The following is an 18,841-nucleotide window of genomic DNA, read 5'->3' as shown; positions in this document are numbered from 1 at the left end:
GCGAGGTGAAACTGAGTTCTTCGGTACGCCCTTGCCAGCGCAGCCGATGCAACTCGGCGAGCCGCTCAAACGCCCAATCGATTTGCGCGTCTTGTTGGATCTGAAAAAAACGCGCTTCTGGCTGCGCTTCAAATTTTCGGCGCTTCCGACCTAAAACCTCACGTCGATTTCGGCTGAGTCCTTTGCGATAACTTTCCCAGTCCGGCGGCAAATCGCCGTAGATGATGCGGTTCACCGGCGTGCGCTCAATCGAGCCTGAAATCTGTGTGCTTTGCTGCGTCCAGCAAGCCAGCAAGGCCGAATCGGCGGGCAGATCGACGAGATCGAGCAACTGCCAACCGGACACGTTGTTCAGCACATGATCGACAAACGCTCTGGCAACGGCCTGTTCGTGGGCCGGATCGAACAACATGCCCAGATCGTCGGGCGCGGTATCGCCTCCGGAGCCGATGGGCCTGAGCTTACGCACGCGCAGGATCTTGAAGGCGCGGTGCGTTTCCAGATACAGCGGAAAAATGCCCACGGCCTGACCGCCAAAACGCGCCACCAGAATCCGCAGTTCTCGTCCCTCCCCATACTGCGACCACCACAGACGCTGCCAATCCCAGCTGAGAAACAGACTGTTGCGCGGGGTCAGGCCCTCGATGGCGCGCCACTCGGGCTCTAGGGCGTCGAAGGCCGGCGTCGTGGTGATGAGTTCAATTTGCATGGATCAGGCCTGGCACGAAGCGGGGCGGCAATGCGCGAATTCAAGTCTCTCAGGCCCAAGGCCGGTGCATGCGCCAGGCCAGTAGGGGAAGATGCGATGTCACAGGAATGCGCGGAATTGCGATTGGATCGACCTCTGCCGACACCATGCCCTCTTCGGTCGTCACGGCCGCGCGGTAGATCGACCGGGCGACCTTCCGCACTCGCTCATCCGTCGAACCGTTGGGGTAGCAAAACCAATCGACCCTTCGGCCCAGCTCTGTCTCGAGTCGCTCACGGCTGTCGTGCAACTCGTGCTGGATTTCATCTTCCGTCAGCGTGGGCAGGATGGGGTGGGTCATGGTGTGCGAACCTATCGTCAGGCAGCCGCGGTCACAGGCGCGCACCTCATCCCAGCTCATCATGTCGTAAGCCTCGTGCTCTGCAGGGGTGGGGACGAAGCGCGGCGTGCAATCGCGCAGAACGTCCTGCGCATGTTGTCTTTGCGGCAGGGACAGAGTTTTCATCCAGGCAATGAAGCCTTCGAGGTGATGCGCAGGCGAATTCAAGGTCTGCGCGCAGTCCATCAGCCCTTCATTTGATAAACGCTTCAACCGGGCGCGCGCCTCGTGGTTCCACATCCACTGCCTGGCATCCACCAGGCCAGGGCAGACAAAAATCGTGGCCGGTATCTCAAGTTGCTCGAGGATGGGGCGGGCGATGCGGTACTGATTGCACAGGCCGTCGTCGAAGGTGATGGCGAGCTGGCTGCGGCCGGCCCCAGCGGGCGCGGGCACACCGTCCAGAATCTCTCGAACCATGAGATCGAGCGGCACGATGGCATAGCGTTGCTTCAGCCACGACATCACGCGGTGGAAATCTCCCGGAGGCATCGTGCTTCCACCCACGCCGTGCAGCATGAGGATGCGGCGCACAGGATGGCGATGCGCTAGCCAGTGCGACACCCCACTGCCGAGCGCCACCGCTAAAGCGGAGGTGCGCGCGTAGCTTTTGAGTGCGCTTGGAGCCGTGGGAGGGGAATCAGCCATGCGATTCTGGAAAGTTGCTGTACAGATTGTCTTAAGCCCAAAAAGGGCTCGAAATCGTTAAAACCACTATACAAATAATTACGACTGTGAAGAAACCCGCCCCCCTGAATGAATGGCGGGATAAGTACGCCCTTCACCAAGGCTAGGTCGTACGTACGAAAGAACGGCACAAACACGGGAACAGTGGGCCATCGTTTCATACAACACCCGATAAAAACAGGAAATAAGTCACCAACTTGCGTCTTACAGTGGAACCCTGCCGAACCTTCAACCATTTGAACGGCACATCAGCAAGGCGCCAATCCGGCCTTTGCCTAGTTTTACTCAATCAATCGTATTGGAACTTTAAATTGTTCTTTTCAATTATTGCGGCCTAAGCTGCAACGGTCGCATCAAGCACCTTGAAGCGATGACAACCTCAAGGAGTCAACCATGTCGAACGATTTGAAATGCCCGGTGGCGCACAGCACCCAGACCAAGACTGTCGTCGGGGCGATGGGCAACGCCAATTGGTGGCCCAACCAGCTCAACCTCAAAATGCTGCACCAGCACGCGCCAGCGTCCAATCCGATGGGCGAGGCGTTCAACTACGCCGAAGAGTTCAAGACCCTCGATCTCGACGCCGTGGTCAAAGACCTCAAGGCGCTGATGACCGACTCGCAGGACTGGTGGCCTGCGGACTACGGGCACTACGGCCCGCTGTTCATCCGCATGGCTTGGCACGGCGCGGGCACTTACCGCATTGGCGACGGGCGCGGCGGCGCGGGCAGCGGCTATCAGCGGTTCGCGCCGCTCAATAGTTGGCCCGACAACGTCAATCTCGACAAGGCGCGTCGTCTGCTGTGGCCGATCAAGCAGAAGTACGGCCGCAAGCTGTCGTGGGCCGATCTGTACATTCTCGCGGGTAATGCGGCCCTCGAATCGATGGGTTTCAAAACCTTTGGTTTCGGCGGCGGGCGCGCCGATGTGTACGAGCCGGAGGAAGACACCTATTGGGGTTCGGAGAACACCTGGCTGGGCGATACGCGCCACGGCACGCAGCAAGCCGATCTCGAAAACCCGCTCGCCGCCGTGCAGATGGGGCTGATTTACGTCAACCCGGAAGGGCCGGGCGGCAAGCCCGATCCGCTGGCTTCGGCGCAGATGGTGCGTGAAACCTTCGCGCGCATGGCCATGAACGACGAAGAGACCGTGGCGCTCACCGCGGGCGGTCACACCTTCGGCAAATGCCACGGCGCCGGGCCTGCCACGCATGTCGGGCCAGCGCCCGAGGCGGCCCCAGTGGAGGAGATGGGACTGGGCTGGATCAGCAGCTACAAGAGCGGTAAGGGCGGCGACCAGATCGGCAGCGGACTGGAGGGCTCCTGGACGCCCACGCCGACGCAGTGGGACATGAGCTACTTCGAAGTGCTGTTCGGCAATGAATGGGAAAACGTCAAGAGCCCGGCGGGTGCGCATCAATGGGTGCCCAAGCAGAACACCGACAAGAACATGGCCCCGTCAGCGGCGGATGCGTCGAAGAAGGTGCCCATCCTGATGACCGATGCCGACATGGCCATGCGCGTCGATCCGATCTACGAGAAGATCTCACGCCGCTTCATGGCCAACCCGGACGAGTTCGCCGACGCCTTCGCCCGCGCCTGGTTCAAGCTCACGCACCGCGACATGGGGCCGCGCGCCCGCTACCTCGGCAAGCTCGTGCCCAAGGAAGAGCTGATCTGGCAAGACCCGGTGCCTGCGGTCGATCATCCGCTGATCGACGCGGCAGACATTGCGGCGCTCAAGGCCAAATTGCTCGCCTCCGGCCTGTCCATCCCCCAACTGGTCGGCACCGCTTGGGCCTCGGCCTCCACCTTCCGCGGCAGCGACAAGCGCGGCGGCGCCAACGGCGCGCGCATCCGCCTCGCACCGCAGAAAGACTGGGAAGCCAACCAACCCGCCGAGCTGGCCAAGGTGCTGTCCAAGCTCGAAGCCCTCCAGGCCGAGTTCAACGCGCAGGCCGCGGGTGGCAAAAAAGTGTCGCTGGCCGACCTGATCGTGCTGGGCGGTTGCGCCGGGGTGGAAGCGGCGGCGAAGAAGGGCGGGATCGACGTCGAGGTGCCGTTCTCACCCGGCCGCACCGACGCCACGCAGGAACAAACCGATGTGGCGTCGTTCGCCGTGCTCGAACCCAAGGCCGACGGCTTCCGCAACTACACCCGCAAGGGCTATGCCGGTTATGCCGCTGAATTGCTGGTCGACCGGGCGCAGTTGATGAACCTGAGCGCGCCCGAGATGACGGTGCTGATCGGCGGCATGCGCGCGCTGAACACCAACGTCGGAGAGTCGCACCACGGCCTGTTCACCCAGCGAGCGGAAACCCTGAGCAACGACTTTTTCGTCAACCTGCTCGACATGGGCACGAAGTGGGAGCGCACCGCAACCGAAGGCGTGATGGAGGGCCGCGACCGCAAGACCGGGGCGCTGAAGTGGACGGCCACCACGGTCGATCTCATGTTCGGCTCAAACGCCCAGCTTCGCGCCATTGCCGAGGTGTATGCCGGCAGCGATGCGCAGCAGAAGTTCGCGCACGACTTCGCCGCAGCCTTTGGCAAGGTGATGAATCTGGATCGATTCGACCTGGCCTGAACCTTGAGGAAGCCGGTCGAGGCGCAAGCCGAGACCGGCTTGGCTGGACTTCGCCGGGAAGGTTTTTATCCCGGCTTTTTTGTGCGCGCGCGCAAACCCGCCTCTGCGTCGCGCCAGTTAGCCCGCCGCACAAATGCCGCTCTTTCAACCCAGATTTTCCATGGGGACACGGGTTGATGGCGCGGCGGGTTGGGGATCCCCCTCCCGACCTCCCCCACGGCGTGGGGGAGGTGAAATCACTCCCTCCCCACTTGTGGGGAGGGTTGGGGTGGGGCGGATTTGGCCCTGCGTGACAAGCCCATAGCCATCGCTATGGGCGCGAAGCGCGGGGGCGAAGACGCCCTGGATTCTCAAACTCGCGCCCGCCAGCGCCCGCGTAGGGGCGAAGCCCCGCCTCATGGAAGATCTGGGTTCAAGGTGAGTAAACTGCGCAGCCCGCTGCATCGCGTGCAGCACTGTGGCAACCTCACTTTTGTTCATGATGTCCCCTCTACACGGCACGCTCGGCATTGATTTCGGCACCTCCAATTCGGCGGTGTCTTGGGCGGAGCCACACGGACTGTCACGTCTGATTCCGCTGGAGGGCGAAGCGCTGGCCATGCCCACGGCCGTGTTCTTCAACGCGGAAGACCACCACACGCACTTCGGACGCGACGCCGTGCGGCAATACCTCAACGGCTCGGAAGGGCGGCTGATGCGTTCGCTCAAAAGCCTGCTGGGCAGCCCGCTGCTGCTGGAGAAGACGGAAGTCAACCACCAGCAGGTCAGCTTTCAGGACATCGTGGCGACCTTCCTCGCCGAGTTGCGCCAGCGTGCGGCGCAGGCGCTGGGCCGCGCGCCCACGCGGGTGGTCATGGGCCGACCGGTGTACTTTGTCGACGACAACCCGCAGCGCGACGCGGAAGCGCAGCGCTCGCTGCACGAGGCCGCCCTGGCGGTGGGGTTCGAGCAGGTGACGTTTCAACTGGAGCCCATCGCAGCGGCGCTCGACTACGAGCGCCGTCTGTCGCGCGAGAGTCTGGTGCTGGTGGTCGATGTGGGCGGCGGCACGTCCGACTTCACCGTGGTGCGACTGGGCCCGCTGCGCAGTGCACAAGCCGACCGCAGCGCCGACGTGCTCGCCACTTCCGGGGTGCACATCGGCGGGACCGATTTCGACCACAAGCTCAGTCTGGAGCGGGCCATGTCCCTGCTGGGCTACCGCCACCTGGGGCCGCAGCAGCGCGAGGTGCCCAGCCGCGTGTTTTTCGATCTCTCGACCTGGCACCTGATCCAGTGGCTGTATCTGCCGCGCGCGCTGAGTCAGGCGCAGGCGCTGCGCGAAGACTATGCCGAGCCCCAACTGCACGAGCGACTGATGACGGTGCTGCGCCACCGCGAGGGGCACCGGCTGGCGCATGAGGTCGAGCAGGCCAAGATCCGCTGCTCGCAGGACGATGCCGATACGGCCATCACGCTATCGTTCATCGAGAGGGGGCTGCAGGCCTCGCTCACCCCCGCCGATCTGCGCGATCATCTGGCGGATTTGCTCTCGCGTACCGTGGCCTGCGCCCGCGACTGCGTGCAGCGCGCGGGCCTGGGCGACGGCGCGCTCGATGCAATCTACCTCACCGGCGGGTCGAGCGCGCTGCGCCCTTTTCAGCGCGCACTGCAGGCCGAGTTCGTCGGCGTGGAGCTGGTGGTCGGCGACCTGTTCGGCGGCGTGGCCTCGGGCCTGGCGTACAGCCGCGGTTGATTCGTTGCGCAATCGGCGCGCCTGCGCGCGGTTCCGCCGGTAAAAAGGCGGGTGCGTAGGACATTGCGAAAAACAGGCTGCGCTGTGACATTTTCCCGAGACGCCTGCCGCCGAGTTCGGGAACAATGTTTACATTTCCCTCATGAGAAAATGCCGGGCCGCCCCAAGTTTTCTCATCCCCCTCGGGGGGCCTGACGCGAACGCGGCAGGTCTGGGGGCGCTCTCAGCCGCCTGATTTTTGCCGTTGCGCACATGACCCCCTGGCCTCGCCGCAGTCTTGAGCCCCGTTCTGCCACCAGCGGCAGCGAGTCGGCACGCCTGACCGGCGAAGCCTCGCCACCCATCGGCCGACTCGGCCTGTTTCTGCGCAGACAGGACGAGCACGCCTATGTGCATGATCTCTGGCCCGATATCGCCGCGCGATTGCGTCTGCTCGGGCTGTTGGGCGGTCTGGTGTGTTTGCTCGGCAGCATCGTCGACTGGACCCAGCTGCACGATAGCCCCCCGTTCTTCTGGCTGCTCGCCGTGCGGCTGGCCGTGTTGGCGCTGGGCCTGTATCTCTGGCGCGTGGCGCGGCCCGGCGCTGTCGCGCGTCCGGCGCAATTGCGCACGGCGCTGATTCTGTTTGAACTCGGAGCCATCGTCGCCTTGCGTCTGGTCAATTTGGGCTATGGCGAGTTCTCACCCTATCAGGGACTGACCGGCCTGCTCATAGTGGCGTCGGCTTATGCCTTCGTGCCCATGCTCAGCCCGGTCAACTTCTGGCTGTTGCCGCTGGGCACCGCCAGCCTGTTCATTCAGGCCTACGGGTGGCATGACGCCTCCTGGCGCGACCTGAGCGCGCTGCTGGTCATCGCGCTGTATGTGCACATTCTGGGGTGGATGACTGCCGCCCACAACGCCCGCTCCGGCCGCCAGCTCTGGCTCGAACGCCAGCGGCTGGAAAAAGAAATGCGGGAGCGCCGCACCTCCGAGGGCAATCTGCGCCATCTGTTCGAGGTCTGCCCGGTGCCGCTGGTCCTGAGCCAGCAAGACAACGGCTCGGTGTTGCGATTCAACCGCGCTGCGCAAGCCTTGCTCGACCCGGAACGGCGCCACACTGAACCGGGCTCTGCCTATGCCTCGAATTTTTACGCGGACGCGCGTGCTCGCAGCGCCGTGACCGATGCGCTGAAAGCACGCGGCGAAGCGGGCCCTGTGGATGTGCGCATGCTCACCTCCAGCGGCAATCACATCCACGTCATGCTGGCCGCCAGCAGCCTGCGCTACGACAACAAGGCCGCGGTGCTCACCAGCCTGGTGGAAATCACCGACCGCAAGCAGCGCGAGCAGGCGCTCACCCGCATGACCCAGACCGACGCGCTGACCGGGCTCTACAACCGCCGCGGCTTTTTTGAGCGCGCCAATGCCTTGCTGCAATCCGCCCGCGACCAGGCGCCCAGTCTGCTGCTGATCGATGCCGACCACTTCAAGCGCGTCAACGACACGCACGGTCACGCCGTGGGCGATACCGTGCTGGTGCAGCTGGCCAATCGCATGAACGCCGCGCTGCGCGAGGGCGACGTGATCGGGCGGATCGGCGGCGAGGAGTTCGCCGTCTTTCTGCCCGCCACTAGCCTGGAAAATGCGTATGAACTGGCTGATCGCATCCGCCTGTCGGTGTCGCGACATGCGCTACGCATCCAGGGGCTACGGGTGCCGATGACGCTGAGCATCGGCGTCACCGTTCTGCAGCCCGGCGAGAGCACTCTGGAAGCCGCGCTGGGCCGCGCCGATACGGCCATGTACCAGGCCAAACAAAACGGTCGCAACCGGGTGGAGCTGGCTGCGGCCTCGGTTTTGTAGGCGTCCGGCGCTGCTGAGCGCCCGAGGGGCGACCCGGCGTTTGCTCATGCGCTGATGCAAGCCTGAGGGATTGAGCGGCAACACGCGCGATCGAGGCTGGTTTGAAGTAGCGCTATTCGCCGCCTTGACGGCAAAACACCGCCGTCCCTTATGCGTGCAGACCCAACTCACTTCCTTCTATGCTGGGCGCTGGGCGATTTTTCGAGGGAATGCATCATGGAGAGCAAGCAGAGGAAGGCGGCGTTGCTGACGGTGTTCGCGCTGGTTCTGGCGCTGGTGTGGTGGCGTCCGCTGCAAGCCACGGCGCAACGGTCTGTCGATTCGGGGCTGCAGCGCGCGCTGGTGACGTTTGCTTCGGCGCGGGCGCTCAACGGCGTGCTCAGCGAGGCCAAGAGTGCGTCGGTGAGTTTTCAGATCGGCGCGGGCGCTTCGTTGCAGCCGGGCGCGGCACTCGACCCGCTGGACGATCTGGTCGAGCAGTTTTCCACCGTCATGCTGGTGGCGACTTTGTCGTTTGCCATGCAGCAAGTGCTGATCGCGGTGTTCAGCGCCTGGCCGCTGGCGGTGGTGCTCTCCGCCTTGTTTCTGGCCTGGGCTGTGCTGGTGCTGAGAGAGCGCCGCGCACCGCCCTGGCTGGCGCGGCTGTCGGTTGGCCTGTTGGTGCTCAGCCTGAGCGTGCCCGCCGCCTCGCTGGCCAGCGAGCTGACCTATTCGCTGCTGATGGCGCGCGACTACGCCGCCGCACAGCAGCAGGTCAGCCTGTCCACCCCCGCAGCCTCTGAAGCGCAGACGGCGGCGCAGGCCGACGGCGCAGCCTTGGACAAGCTCAGACAACTGTGGTCGCAGACGCAGGACATCGGCCAGCAGGTGCAGGCGCTGCAGGCCAAGGCGAGCGGTATCGTGTCGCACCTCATCACCCTGGCGGCCGTCTTTCTGATACAGACCGTGGTGCTGCCCCTGCTGTTTTTCTGGGGGATGATGCGGCTTTACCGGCTGCTGCTGGGAAGAACATGGCCGGGCCGGGCGCCCGCCGTAAGATGATTTGCCCCTGATTGATTTCTCCTGCAAGGAAAACCCATGGCCTCCTCCAAACCCGCGTTTCAATGGGACGATGCGCTGCAGCTCGACGCCCAACTCAGCGCCGACGAACGGGCGGTGCGCGACGCCGCGCAGGCGTATTGCCAAGACCAGCTCGTGCCGCGGGTGCTCAGCGCCTTCCGCCATGAAACCACCGACCCGACGATCTTCCGCGAAATGGGAGCGCTCGGCCTGCTCGGCCCGACGATTCCCGAGGCCTATGGCGGCGCGGGGTTGAACTATGTGGGTTACGGGCTCATTGCGCGCGAGGTCGAGCGGGTCGATTCGGGCTATCGCTCGATGATGAGTGTGCAGAGTTCGCTGGTCATGCTGCCGATCTTCGCCTTCGGCTCCGAAGCGATGAAGCAGAAGTATCTGCCCAAGCTGGCCCGCGGCGAATGGATCGGCTGCTTCGGGCTGACCGAACCCGATCACGGCTCCGACCCCGGTGGCATGAGCACGCGCGCCCGTGCCGTGCCCGGCGGCTATGCGCTCACTGGCAACAAGATGTGGATCAGCAATAGCCCGATCGCCGATGTGTTCGTGGTCTGGGCCAAGGACGACGCGGGCGAGATTCGCGGCTTCGTGCTCGACAAAGGGGCAAAGGGGCTGAGCGCACCGGCCCTACACGGCAAGGTCGGCCTGCGTACCTCGATCACCGGCGAGATTGTGATGGACCAAGTGTTCTGCCCCGAAGAAAACGCCTTTGCGCAGGTGCGCGGACTCAAAGGCCCGTTCACCTGCCTGAACAGCGCGCGCTACGGCATCGCCTGGGGCGCGATGGGCGCGGCGGAAGACTGCTACGCCCGTGCGCGGCAGTATGTGCTCGACCGCAAGCAGTTCGGGCGACCGCTGGCGGCCAATCAGCTCGTGCAGAAAAAGCTCGCCGACATGGCGACCGACATCAGCCTGGGGTTGCAGGGCGCGCTGCGCCTGGGGCGCATGAAGGACGAAGGCACGGCGGCGCCCGAAGTCACCTCGCTGCTCAAACGCAACAACTGCGGCAAGGCGCTCGACATCGCCCGCACCGCGCGCGACATGCTCGGCGGCAATGGCATTTCAGACGAGTTCGGCGTGGCCCGCCATCTGGTGAATCTCGAAGTGGTCAACACTTACGAGGGCACGCACGACATCCACGCCCTGATTCTCGGCCGGGCGATCACGGGCATCGCGGCGTTCTGAGTCTCACGCCACCGTCCGCGACGCGGCGCATTCCCGCTCAGGCGGCGACAAACTCCCAAGCGTCCATGCTGAGGTTGCCGTAGTGCACGCCCCCGGCATGATGACGCGGCGTGGCGCCTTCGCCAGCGGTGCCCAGCGCCCAGAACAGCGGCAGCAGATGCTCGTCGGTGGGGTGCGCGCGTGCCGCATGCGGCGCTCTGCGGCGGTAGTCGAGCAGCGCTGGGGTGTCGCCGCGGTCGATCATGCCGCGCATCCATTCGACGAAAGCCTGCACGTAGGCGGCCGGTGGATCGTCGGTGCGGGCGGACGGGTGAAACTCGTGCAGATTGTGCGTCAGGCTGCCAGTGCCGAACAGCAAGACGCCTTGCTCGGTCAGCGGCGCCAGCGCCGCGCCCAGGCGGTAGGCGAGCGCCGCGTCGAGCGGCCAGGGCATGGCCAGCGGCACCACCGGAATATCCGCCTGCGGAAGCATCAGGCGAAGCGGTGACCAGACGCCGTGATCGAGCCCGCGCTGCGGGTCTTCGTGCACGCCCCAGCCGGCTTCGCGCAACAGTGCTTCTATCCGCGCAGCCCACTGCGGCGCGCCGGGCGCGGGGTATTGCAGGGCATAGAGCGCGCGGTCGAAACCGCCGAAGTCGTGCAGGGTCGCGGGCCGCGTGCTGGTGCCCAGAATGGGCTGCCGCGCCATCCAGTGCGGCGAAAAGGCGAGGATGATCTCGGGCCGCGGCAAAGCCTGCCCGAGCGCCTGGAGCATCGGCCCGGCGCTGCCCGGCTCCAGCGGTAGCATGGGCGAGCCGTGAGAGACAAACAACGTGGGCATGCGCTGGCCGGGCATGTTCAGCTCCTCATGATGGGGTGCGCACGCCTTCGATCTCCACGCGCACTTTCACTTCATGGCTCAGGCCGGCGGCGAATGCGGTCATGCCGTAGTCCATGCGGTTGATCGTGGTGGTGGCGACGAAGCCGCTCAGATAACCGCCCCAGGGTTTGGGCAGATAGGCCACATCGCCCGCGCCTTCCAGCGTCACCTCAAAGGTCGCCGGGTGGGTCACGCCGCGCAGGGTGAGATTGCCGTAGAGCTTGCCGTGGGTCTTGTTCTGCGGCACATAGCGCGTGCCGACGAAGCGGATGTCGGGGTGCGCAGCGGCATCGAAAAACGGCGCGGCCAGCAGATCGGTATCGCGTTGCGGCAAAAAGGTGTCCAGACTCTGGGCGGGAATGACGATATCGGCCTTGTCTTTGGCGGGGTTCGCAGGGTCGAAGGTGTAGCTGCCGGTCACCCGTTTGAACACCCCGGTAAAGCGCCCGACACCCGCGTGGCCGATGGTGAACTGCACCCCGGAATGATCAGGATCGACGCGGTAACTCCCCGCCGGATCGGCATGCTTGTGAACATAGGCCTGCGGCGCCGTGGTTTCGGCGGCCCAGGCCGGTGCGGCGCAGAGCGCCATGGCCACGGCGGTTGAAAGCGCGGGGGCCAGAAGTGAGCGGGAGCTTGAACGCAACATGGTGAAGTCCTTTCAGAGAGAGTGTGGTGTGCGGTAAGTCAGTTGTGTCAGTTATGTCAGTTGTTATTGCGGAGAAACGACCAGATGCACCTGCACCGCAATGGCGGCGGCCACCACACTGGTGTCCGCCCACGAGCCGGTGCCCAGGCCGAAGGCGGTGCGGTCGAGCGTGAAGGCGGCGTCCATGATCAGGTCTGTGCCGTCGGGGTGGGTGCTCACCTGCACGCGCAGCGGCTGGCTGTGGCCCTTCACGCTGAAGGTGCCGCTAACCCAGTAGCGTCCCGGTCCATCGGGGGTGAATTGGCTGGAGACGAAACGGGTCTGCGGATCGGCTTTGGCCGCCAGCCAGTCGGCCCCGGCGAGCAGGGCGTTGGTCTGGGCGCTGCCCGCGTCCACGCTGGCCGACTGCACCGCAACCTCGACGTGCGACTTGGCGAGGTCGCCCGGCATGAAGTCGATCTGCGCGGTCGCGTTTTTGAAGTGGCCTTTCATCGGCACGCCCATTTGGGTGGCGCTGAAGCTCACGCTCGACGCAGGCAAAGCGTGGGTGTAGGCCGCAGCGGGAACGGGCTGCGCCCAGGCTGCAGCGCAGATCGACAGCAGGGCGGCGCCGCACAGCGTTTTGATCGAGAGAGGCGACATGGTTGATTTCCTTTTCCAAAAAAGCGCACGCGGAATGGCGAGTCTTGAGCCCATCAGCGGCGCGGGCGTGGCAACGAACGCGGCAACAGACGCGGCAGCATGCGCAGCAGCAGGCCGTCGTGATCGATGAACTGGTGCTTGAGCGCCGCCGCAATATGCACGGCAACCAAGGCGGCCAGGGTGTAGTTCAGCGTGGCGTGCACCAGTTCGAGCAGATGCGCCATCGCCGGATTGGCGGGCAGCAGATTGGGCAGCTTCCACACACCCCACCACACCACGGGCACACCAGCCGCCGAACTCAGCGCCCAGCCGCTGAGCGGTATGCAAAGAATCAGCAGATAGAGCAGCTCGTGCATCAGGGCCGCAGCCGCCTGCTGCCAGGGCGGAATATCGCCGGGCAACGGCGGTGGGCGATGCGTGAGCCGCCAGCCGATACGCAGCACCACCATCAGCAGCACGGTGATGCCGAACCATTTGTGCCACGAATACAACTCGATTTTGCGCACCGAAAGCGGCAGCCCGTGCATATAAAGCCCCAGCGGAAAGAGGCCGAAAATCAACAGGGCAATCAGCCAGTGCAGCAACTGCGCGGGCAGGGTGTAGCGGGCCACTTCGGCAACCGGGGTGGATCTCATGTCGCACTCTCTTGAGTACCCGCATGAGCGCCCGCCTGCTCCAGCGCCTGCCGCAAACTGTGCAAGGCCTGCTGCGACGCGATCAGCTCGGCAGCGCTCAGTTTTGAGAACGCCTGCGCCAGATGCGCCCCATGCGCAGGAAACACTTGCTCGAACACCTTCTGCCCCCGCGACGTCAGCCGCACGATCTGCCCACGGCCATCGCTCGGATCGGGCAGACGCTGCACCAAGCCCTTGGCCAGCAGGCGATCGACCACGCCGGTCAGCGTGCCCTTGGTAATCAGGGTCTTGTCGCCCAACTGCTTGGGGTTCATGCCCTCGGTGTTGCCCAGCGTGGCCACCACGTCGAATTGCGCCGGGGTCAACCCCAGGCTTTGCACATGCGCGGCGGAGTAACGCTCGAACGCCTGATAGGTGCGCACGAGTTCGCGCAACAAGGGCAGAAAGGGGGGCGGGGAAGTCACGGCGCAACCAGGGAAAAGAACATGCTGCGCATCTTAGTTCTTATTAGAACTATCTCTGCGCGCAGGGTCATTGCGGTTCCGCGCCACCGGCACGCGCATCACAGCCTGAAGTTCACGCTTCGAGGTCGCCCCTCCTACCATGTCGGCATGAACAGCGCTGCTATTTCTTCGCCCCCGCCCGGTATCGCCTGCGACGTGCTGGTCGTCGGCGGCGGCATCAATGGGGCGGGCATCGCGCGCGATCTGTCCGGGCGCGGCCTCAAGGTGGTGCTGTGCGAACGCGACGACCTTGCGGCGCACACTTCCTCGTCCTCCACCAAGCTGATTCACGGCGGTCTGCGCTATCTCGAGTATTACGAATTCGGCCTGGTGCGCAAGGCTTTGCAGGAGCGTGAAGTGCTGCTGCGCAGCGCGCCGCATCTGATGTGGCCGCTGCGCTTTGTCATGCCGCACGCACCGGCCATGCGCCCGGCCTGGATGATTCGCGCCGGGCTGTTTCTCTACGACCATCTGGCGCGGCGCGAGTGGCTGCCGGGCTCGGGCAGCATCGATCTGCGCACCCATGCCGCGGGCGCCCCGCTGAAGGCCGAATACACCCACGGCTTCATGTATTCCGACGGCTGGGTGGACGACGCCCGGCTGGTCACCCTGTGCGCGGTGGACGCGGCGGAACGCGGCGCAACCGTGCGGACCCGCACCGCCTGCACCTCCGCCACGCGCCACGGCACGGGCTGGCAAGCCACGCTGCGCGATGCCGCGGGCGGCGAGCAGCAGGTGAGCGCCCGCGCCCTGGTCAACGCGGCAGGCCCGTGGGCCGAACAACTGCTCAAGCGCACGGTGCACAACGCCGACGGGCAGCCGCCGCGCGAGCGCCGCTCGCTGCGGCTGGTGCGCGGCAGCCACCTCGTCGTGCCGCGCCTGTTCGATCATCCACACGCCTACATCTTTCAGGCGAACGATGGCCGTATCGTGTTCGCCATTCCCTACGAGCGCGACTTCACCCTGATCGGCACGACCGATGTCGAAGTGCCCGACCCCGACAGCGCCGAGACTTGCAGCGAGGCCGAAGCCGCCTACCTCTGTGCCGAAGTCAACCGTTACTTCCGCACCGAGTTGCGACCCGAGCAGACCGTCTGGCGCTACGCCGGCGTGCGACCCCTGCTCGAAGATCACGCGGGCGATGCCAAGGCCGCGACCCGTGACTACAAGCTCGAACTCGACCGCGACGGCGCGCCGCTGCTCACCGTGTGGGGCGGCAAGATCACCACCTTCCGCAAGCTCGCCGAACAGGCCGCCGACCAGCTCTGCGCTGCCCTCGGCGAAGCACGCCCGGCCTGGACGCACGACGCCTTTCTTCCCGGTGGCGATCTGTCGGGCTGGATCGGCCCCGCACAGCGCCCCGACACCGACTTTGCCCGTTTTGTTCAAACCGTGCAGCAACGCTACCCGTGGCTGCCGCCCGACCTAGCGCAGCGTCTGGCCCGCGCCTACGGCAGCCGCATCGACCGCGTGCTGCAAACCACAGATGGGCAGGGCGCGGCACGCCTGCAAGACCTCGGCGCCGAGATCGCCCCCGGTTTGTTCGAGGCCGAGCTGCGTTATTTGCGCGACACCGAATGGGCCGCCAGCGCCGACGATGTTCTTTGGCGCCGCAGCAAACTCGGTTTGCACCTGCTCGCCGATCACCCGGCCTCCTCCCAGTCTCACGCCGTATCCGACTGGTTCGCCAGCCGCTGATTACGCGCTGCGCCGTCGCGCGGGCAAATACCCGGCTGGGTATAGGGGCAACACGTCTCGTTACCCCTTGCGCTTGATCTAAGTCAGAAAATTTCTTCGACTTTCAGAAATTCCTGAAATTTCGATCAAACCACTTATGCAACTCCCGGAACTCACCCAGCGCTTCGTGCTGCACTTTGGCGAAATGGGCAGCCGCTGGGGCATCAACCGCACCGTCGGCCAGATTTATGCCCTGCTGTTCGTCAGCGAGCGCCCGCTCAATGCCGACGAAATCGCCGCCGCGCTCGATTTTTCGCGCTCCAACGTCAGCATGGGGCTCAAGGAGTTGGGCGCCTGGAATCTGGCGCGCATGCAGCACCTGCCCGGTGACCGGCGTGATTATTTCTCTGCGCCCGAAGACGTGTGGGCTATTTTTCGCACCCTGGCCGAGGAACGCCGCAAGCGCGAAATCGACCCCACCCTGTCCATGCTGCGCGACGCCCTGCTGTTTCAGCCCGAGGGCGCCTCCGAGCAATACGCGCAGCAGCGCATGCGCGAAATGCACGATCTCATCGAACTGGCCACGCAGTGGTTCGACGATATTCAGCGCATGCCCAGCGAAGACGTGCGCCAGCTCATGCAACTGGGCGGCGCGGTGCAAAAGCTCATCGCCCTCAAAAGCCGTGTCAAGCAGGTGGCCACGCGCAGGCGGGGCGACAAAGCCGCCGCGCTGCAAGTGGTGGAGAACTGAGATGTGCACCGCCTTCTGCTGGACCTTGCGCATTGACCTGCCGCCGCCGCAGGGCGTCACCCCGCTGTAACGCGTCCCGCTTATCGTTGGCTCAACCTGCCGCCCGGCGCGGCCCGGCACGCCAACCGACATCCCACCGCTTCAGGAGTGCATCATGGATTGGCTTCAAAACCCTGAGTTCCTCGCTCGGGCGCAGTTTGGCTTCATTGCGATGTTCCACATCATGTGGCCGCCGCTCACCATCGGGCTGGCGCTGGTGCTGTTCGGCATGGAAGCCGCTTGGGTGAAGACCAAAAACGTCTTCTACTTTCACCAGGTCAAGTTCTGGACCAAGCTGTTCCTGATCAACTTCGGCGTCGGCGTGATTAGCGGCATTCCGATGGAGTTCTCCTTCGGCACCAACTGGGGGCCGTTCTCCACCTCGGCCGGCGACTTCATGGGCAACATTCTCGGCTTCGAGACGGCCATGGCCTTCATGCTCGAAGCCGGTTTTCTCGGCATCATGCTGTTCGGCTGGGGCCGCGTCGGCCCCAAGATGCACCTGTTCGCCACCGGCATGGTGGCCTTTGGCAGCACCTTGTCGGCCTTCTGGATCATGGTGGCCAATTCTTGGATGCAAACGCCCGCCGGGGTGAAGCTGGTGGACGGCAAGTTCGCCATCACCAACTGGTATGACGCGGTGTTCAACCCCGATCTGCCCTATGGCTTCGGCCACATGTTCACCGCCGCGATCGAGCTCAGCCTGGTCGTCATGGCTGGGGTGAGCGCGTATTACCTGCTCAAAAAACGCCATGTTGATTTCTTCCGTCCGGCGTTCAAGTGGGCGGTGATCTCGTTGTTCATCGTCGCACCGCTGCAGATTTTTATTGGCGATTCTGCGGGGAGCTCGCTGGCCGAGACTCAACCTGCCAAGCTCGCCGCCATCGAGGCGCACTGGAAAACCAACAAGCCCGGCGAGGGCGCGCCGTGGGCGCTGCTGGCTATTCCTAACCAGAAAGAGCAGAAAAACGACTGGGCGCTGGAAATTCCCGATGGTCTGAGCATGATCGTGACCAAAACGATGACGGGCAAAGTCGTCGGTCTGGATCACTTCAAGCCACAAGACCAGCCGCCAGTGTGGATTCCGTTCTATGGCTTCCGCGTCATGGTGGCCGCCGGGGTGTTTGTCGCCTTCCTGGCCTTCTGGACGCTGTGGATGCTGTGGCGCAAACGTGAGCGCATGACTGCGGCGCGCATCAGCGAAAACAAATGGCTGCTGCGTGGCTGGCTGCTCGCGGTACCCGCCATCTACGCCGCGGTTGAAGCCGGCTGGATGACCCGCGAAGTGGGCCGCCAGCCGTGGATCGTCTACGGCATGATGCGCACTAGCCAGGGCGTGAGCAACCTGCCGGCCGACACCGTGCTGTGGTCACTCGCCATGTACATGCTGTTCTACGGCGTGATCGGCGTCACCGCCTTCGTCTTTGCCGCACGCATGATCCGCAAAGGCCCGAGCTTCGAAGACCCGCCCGGCGCACCCGGCCAGGGTGGTAAGCCGGAACACGCTGCTGCGCCCAAGCACGTTCCCTTCACCCCGCCTGTCGCACCGATTGCGCCCGCCTCGGTCAGCGCCAAGCTCGCGGTGAAAGGAGGGCAGTGAGATGGACTTCGGCAACCCGCAGGAACTGCATCACGTTCTGGCCACGGTTTGGTTTCTCATCATCGGCCTGTTCATGGTGTTTTATGTGGTGCTCGACGGTTTCGACCTCGGCGTGGGGGTGCTCTCGCTGTTCGTCGGCGAGCGCCGCCGCAAGGTGATGATGGCCAGCCTGGGCAGCATCTGGGACGCCAACGAGACCTGGCTGGTGGTCATCGGCGGCACGCTGTTCGGCGCCTTTCCGCTGGCCTACGGCACCGTGCTGCACGGGCTCTACATCCCCATCATCCTCATGCTGCTGGGCTTCATGCTGCGCGGCGTGTCGTTCGAGTTTCACGAGCTCTCCGAGCGCAAAGCCTTCTGGGGCGCCATGTTCGGCGTCGGCAGCCTGCTGGCCACCATCGCCCAGGGGTTCGCGCTCGGTGGCTTGCTCAATGGCGTGAAGGTGGTGAACGGCGTGTATGTGGGCAGCGTGTGGGAATGGCTCTCGCCCTTCAGCGTCATCGTGGTGCTGGGCGTGGTGGCCGGTTACGCCATGCTGGGTTCGACCTACCTCATCATCAAGACCAAAGACGACATTCAGGCCGGTTGCTACCAGCGCGGCCAGCTACTCGCCTGGATCATGCTCGCCGTCGGCGCCGTGGTCACCGTCTGGACGCCGCTGCAATTTCCGCAGATCTTCGCCCGCTGGCTCACCACCCCGAACATCTACTTCTTCGCCGTGCTGCCCGCGCTGGCCTTACTCAGCTTCGTCATGCTGCTGCGCGCCCTCAAGCGGCAGGCCGAAGTGGCGCCGTTTGTCTGGAGCATGCTGATCTTCCTGTTCTCTTTCGCCGGCCTGGCCGCCACCTGGTATCCGTACATCGTGCCCGGCTCGCTCACCATCGACCAGGCCGCATCGGACAGCGGCACCCTGGTGTTCATGCTCATCGGCATTGGCATGCTCATCCCGGTGATGATTACCTACAACGTCTATCAATACATCGTCTTTCGCGGAAAAATCGATCCCGATGCGGAGCACGCGTATTGAGATATTGAACTGGGGCCCGCTCTTTTTTCACTGGCCACCGACCCGGTCGGCGGCCCCAACTTAGGTGGCTGAGCGCCGATGCCTGTTATATAAACAAAAGCGCAAACAAAAAACCCGCACAAGGCGGGTTTTTTGTTTGCAGCAAAGCGCGAAAAAATATCAGCGCTTGGAGAACTGCTTGGCGCGACGGGCGCCGCGCAGGCCCACTTTTTTCCGCTCCACTTCGCGGGCGTCGCGGGTGACGAAGCCTGCCTTG

General features: G+C 64.3%; 17 protein-coding genes. 9 read left to right on the top strand and 8 right to left on the bottom strand.

Features of this window, described 5'->3' with window-relative positions; genetic code table 11:
* A partial coding sequence (locus B7X30_RS10270; RefSeq protein ID WP_502694422.1) for a GNAT family N-acetyltransferase occupies window positions 1–709 on the bottom strand: 709 nt, incomplete at its 3' end.
* A 49-nt stretch (window positions 710–758) separates the two neighbouring features.
* Window positions 759–1,736, bottom strand: coding sequence for a polysaccharide deacetylase family protein (locus B7X30_RS10265; RefSeq protein WP_286730458.1), 978 nt, complete (start codon window positions 1,734–1,736; stop codon window positions 759–761).
* A gap of 432 nt (window positions 1,737–2,168) precedes the next feature.
* Here B7X30_RS10265 and katG point away from each other — a divergent pair, with 432 nt between their 5' ends.
* The 5 genes from katG (at window position 2,169) to B7X30_RS10240 (ending at window position 10,203) form a co-directional block, all read left to right on the top strand.
* Window positions 2,169–4,364 carry a catalase/peroxidase HPI gene (katG, locus tag B7X30_RS10260; RefSeq protein ID WP_156054071.1) on the top strand — a complete coding sequence of 732 codons (2,196 nt, stop codon included), beginning with the start codon at window positions 2,169–2,171 and terminating at the stop codon, window positions 4,362–4,364.
* A gap of 478 nt (window positions 4,365–4,842) precedes the next feature.
* On the top strand, window positions 4,843–6,099 hold the full coding sequence (locus B7X30_RS10255) for an Hsp70 family protein (protein WP_286730457.1): 1,257 nt from the start codon (window positions 4,843–4,845) through the stop codon (window positions 6,097–6,099).
* 252 nt (window positions 6,100–6,351) lie between these two features.
* A complete protein-coding gene (locus B7X30_RS10250; RefSeq protein ID WP_286730456.1) occupies window positions 6,352–7,944 on the top strand; it encodes a sensor domain-containing diguanylate cyclase in 1,593 nt (530 codons plus the stop codon).
* A 216-nt stretch (window positions 7,945–8,160) separates the two neighbouring features.
* Complete coding sequence (locus B7X30_RS10245) at window positions 8,161–8,985, top strand: hypothetical protein (RefSeq protein ID WP_286730455.1); 825 nt, start codon at window positions 8,161–8,163, stop codon at window positions 8,983–8,985.
* Window positions 8,986–9,021: 36 nt separating this feature from the next.
* Window positions 9,022–10,203 carry an acyl-CoA dehydrogenase gene (locus tag B7X30_RS10240; protein ID WP_286730454.1) on the top strand — a complete coding sequence of 394 codons (1,182 nt, stop codon included), beginning with the start codon at window positions 9,022–9,024 and terminating at the stop codon, window positions 10,201–10,203.
* Between the two features lie 37 nt (window positions 10,204–10,240).
* Here the strand turns inward: B7X30_RS10240 and B7X30_RS10235 are convergent, their stop codons facing one another.
* From B7X30_RS10235 to B7X30_RS10215, 5 genes are all read right to left on the bottom strand, one after another.
* Window positions 10,241–11,038 (bottom strand): dioxygenase family protein, encoded by a 798-nt coding sequence (locus tag B7X30_RS10235; protein ID WP_286730453.1) that lies wholly within the window; start codon window positions 11,036–11,038, stop codon window positions 10,241–10,243.
* A gap of 10 nt (window positions 11,039–11,048) precedes the next feature.
* The gene (locus tag B7X30_RS10230; protein ID WP_286730452.1) at window positions 11,049–11,711 is read right to left on the bottom strand and encodes a YceI family protein; all 663 of its coding nucleotides are present in this window, start codon (window positions 11,709–11,711) and stop codon (window positions 11,049–11,051) included.
* Window positions 11,712–11,774: 63 nt separating this feature from the next.
* Window positions 11,775–12,353, bottom strand: a complete 579-nt coding sequence (locus B7X30_RS10225) for a YceI family protein (protein WP_286730451.1) — start codon at window positions 12,351–12,353, stop codon at window positions 11,775–11,777.
* A gap of 53 nt (window positions 12,354–12,406) precedes the next feature.
* Window positions 12,407–12,988 (bottom strand): cytochrome b, encoded by a 582-nt coding sequence (locus B7X30_RS10220; RefSeq protein ID WP_286730450.1) that lies wholly within the window; start codon window positions 12,986–12,988, stop codon window positions 12,407–12,409.
* Complete coding sequence (locus tag B7X30_RS10215; RefSeq protein WP_286730449.1) at window positions 12,985–13,452, bottom strand: MarR family winged helix-turn-helix transcriptional regulator; 468 nt, start codon at window positions 13,450–13,452, stop codon at window positions 12,985–12,987. The genes B7X30_RS10220 and B7X30_RS10215 overlap by 4 nt, the downstream gene beginning before the upstream one ends.
* Before the next feature lie 147 nt (window positions 13,453–13,599).
* Between B7X30_RS10215 and glpD the strand changes: the two genes are divergently transcribed.
* The 4 genes from glpD to cydB all read left to right on the top strand — a co-directional run bounded on the left by glpD (window position 13,600) and on the right by cydB (window position 18,585).
* Complete coding sequence (gene glpD / locus B7X30_RS10210; protein WP_286730448.1) at window positions 13,600–15,189, top strand: glycerol-3-phosphate dehydrogenase; 1,590 nt, start codon at window positions 13,600–13,602, stop codon at window positions 15,187–15,189.
* Window positions 15,190–15,325: 136 nt separating this feature from the next.
* The gene (locus tag B7X30_RS10205) at window positions 15,326–15,919 is read left to right on the top strand and encodes a GbsR/MarR family transcriptional regulator (protein WP_286730447.1); all 594 of its coding nucleotides are present in this window, start codon (window positions 15,326–15,328) and stop codon (window positions 15,917–15,919) included.
* A gap of 154 nt (window positions 15,920–16,073) precedes the next feature.
* Window positions 16,074–17,558 (top strand): cytochrome ubiquinol oxidase subunit I, encoded by a 1,485-nt coding sequence (locus tag B7X30_RS10200; protein WP_286730446.1) that lies wholly within the window; start codon window positions 16,074–16,076, stop codon window positions 17,556–17,558.
* 1 nt (window position 17,559) lies between these two features.
* Window positions 17,560–18,585: a cytochrome d ubiquinol oxidase subunit II gene (gene cydB, locus B7X30_RS10195; protein WP_286730445.1), complete on the top strand. Its 1,026-nt coding sequence runs from the start codon at window positions 17,560–17,562 to the stop codon at window positions 18,583–18,585.
* Between the two features lie 159 nt (window positions 18,586–18,744).
* On the opposite strand, the gene rpsI is transcribed toward cydB, so the two are convergent.
* Window positions 18,745–18,841, bottom strand: a 97-nt coding sequence (rpsI, locus tag B7X30_RS10190; RefSeq protein WP_286730459.1) for a 30S ribosomal protein S9, incomplete at its 5' end; no start/stop codon positions are given.

This window comes from Thiomonas sp. 13-64-67 (assembly GCF_002282795.1).
In the GTDB taxonomy this organism is placed as follows: Bacteria; Pseudomonadota; Gammaproteobacteria; order Burkholderiales; family Burkholderiaceae_C; genus Thiomonas; species Thiomonas arsenitoxydans.
Note: the sequence above shows the minus strand (reverse complement) of the source record. Positions and strands in the feature narration are given on the sequence as shown.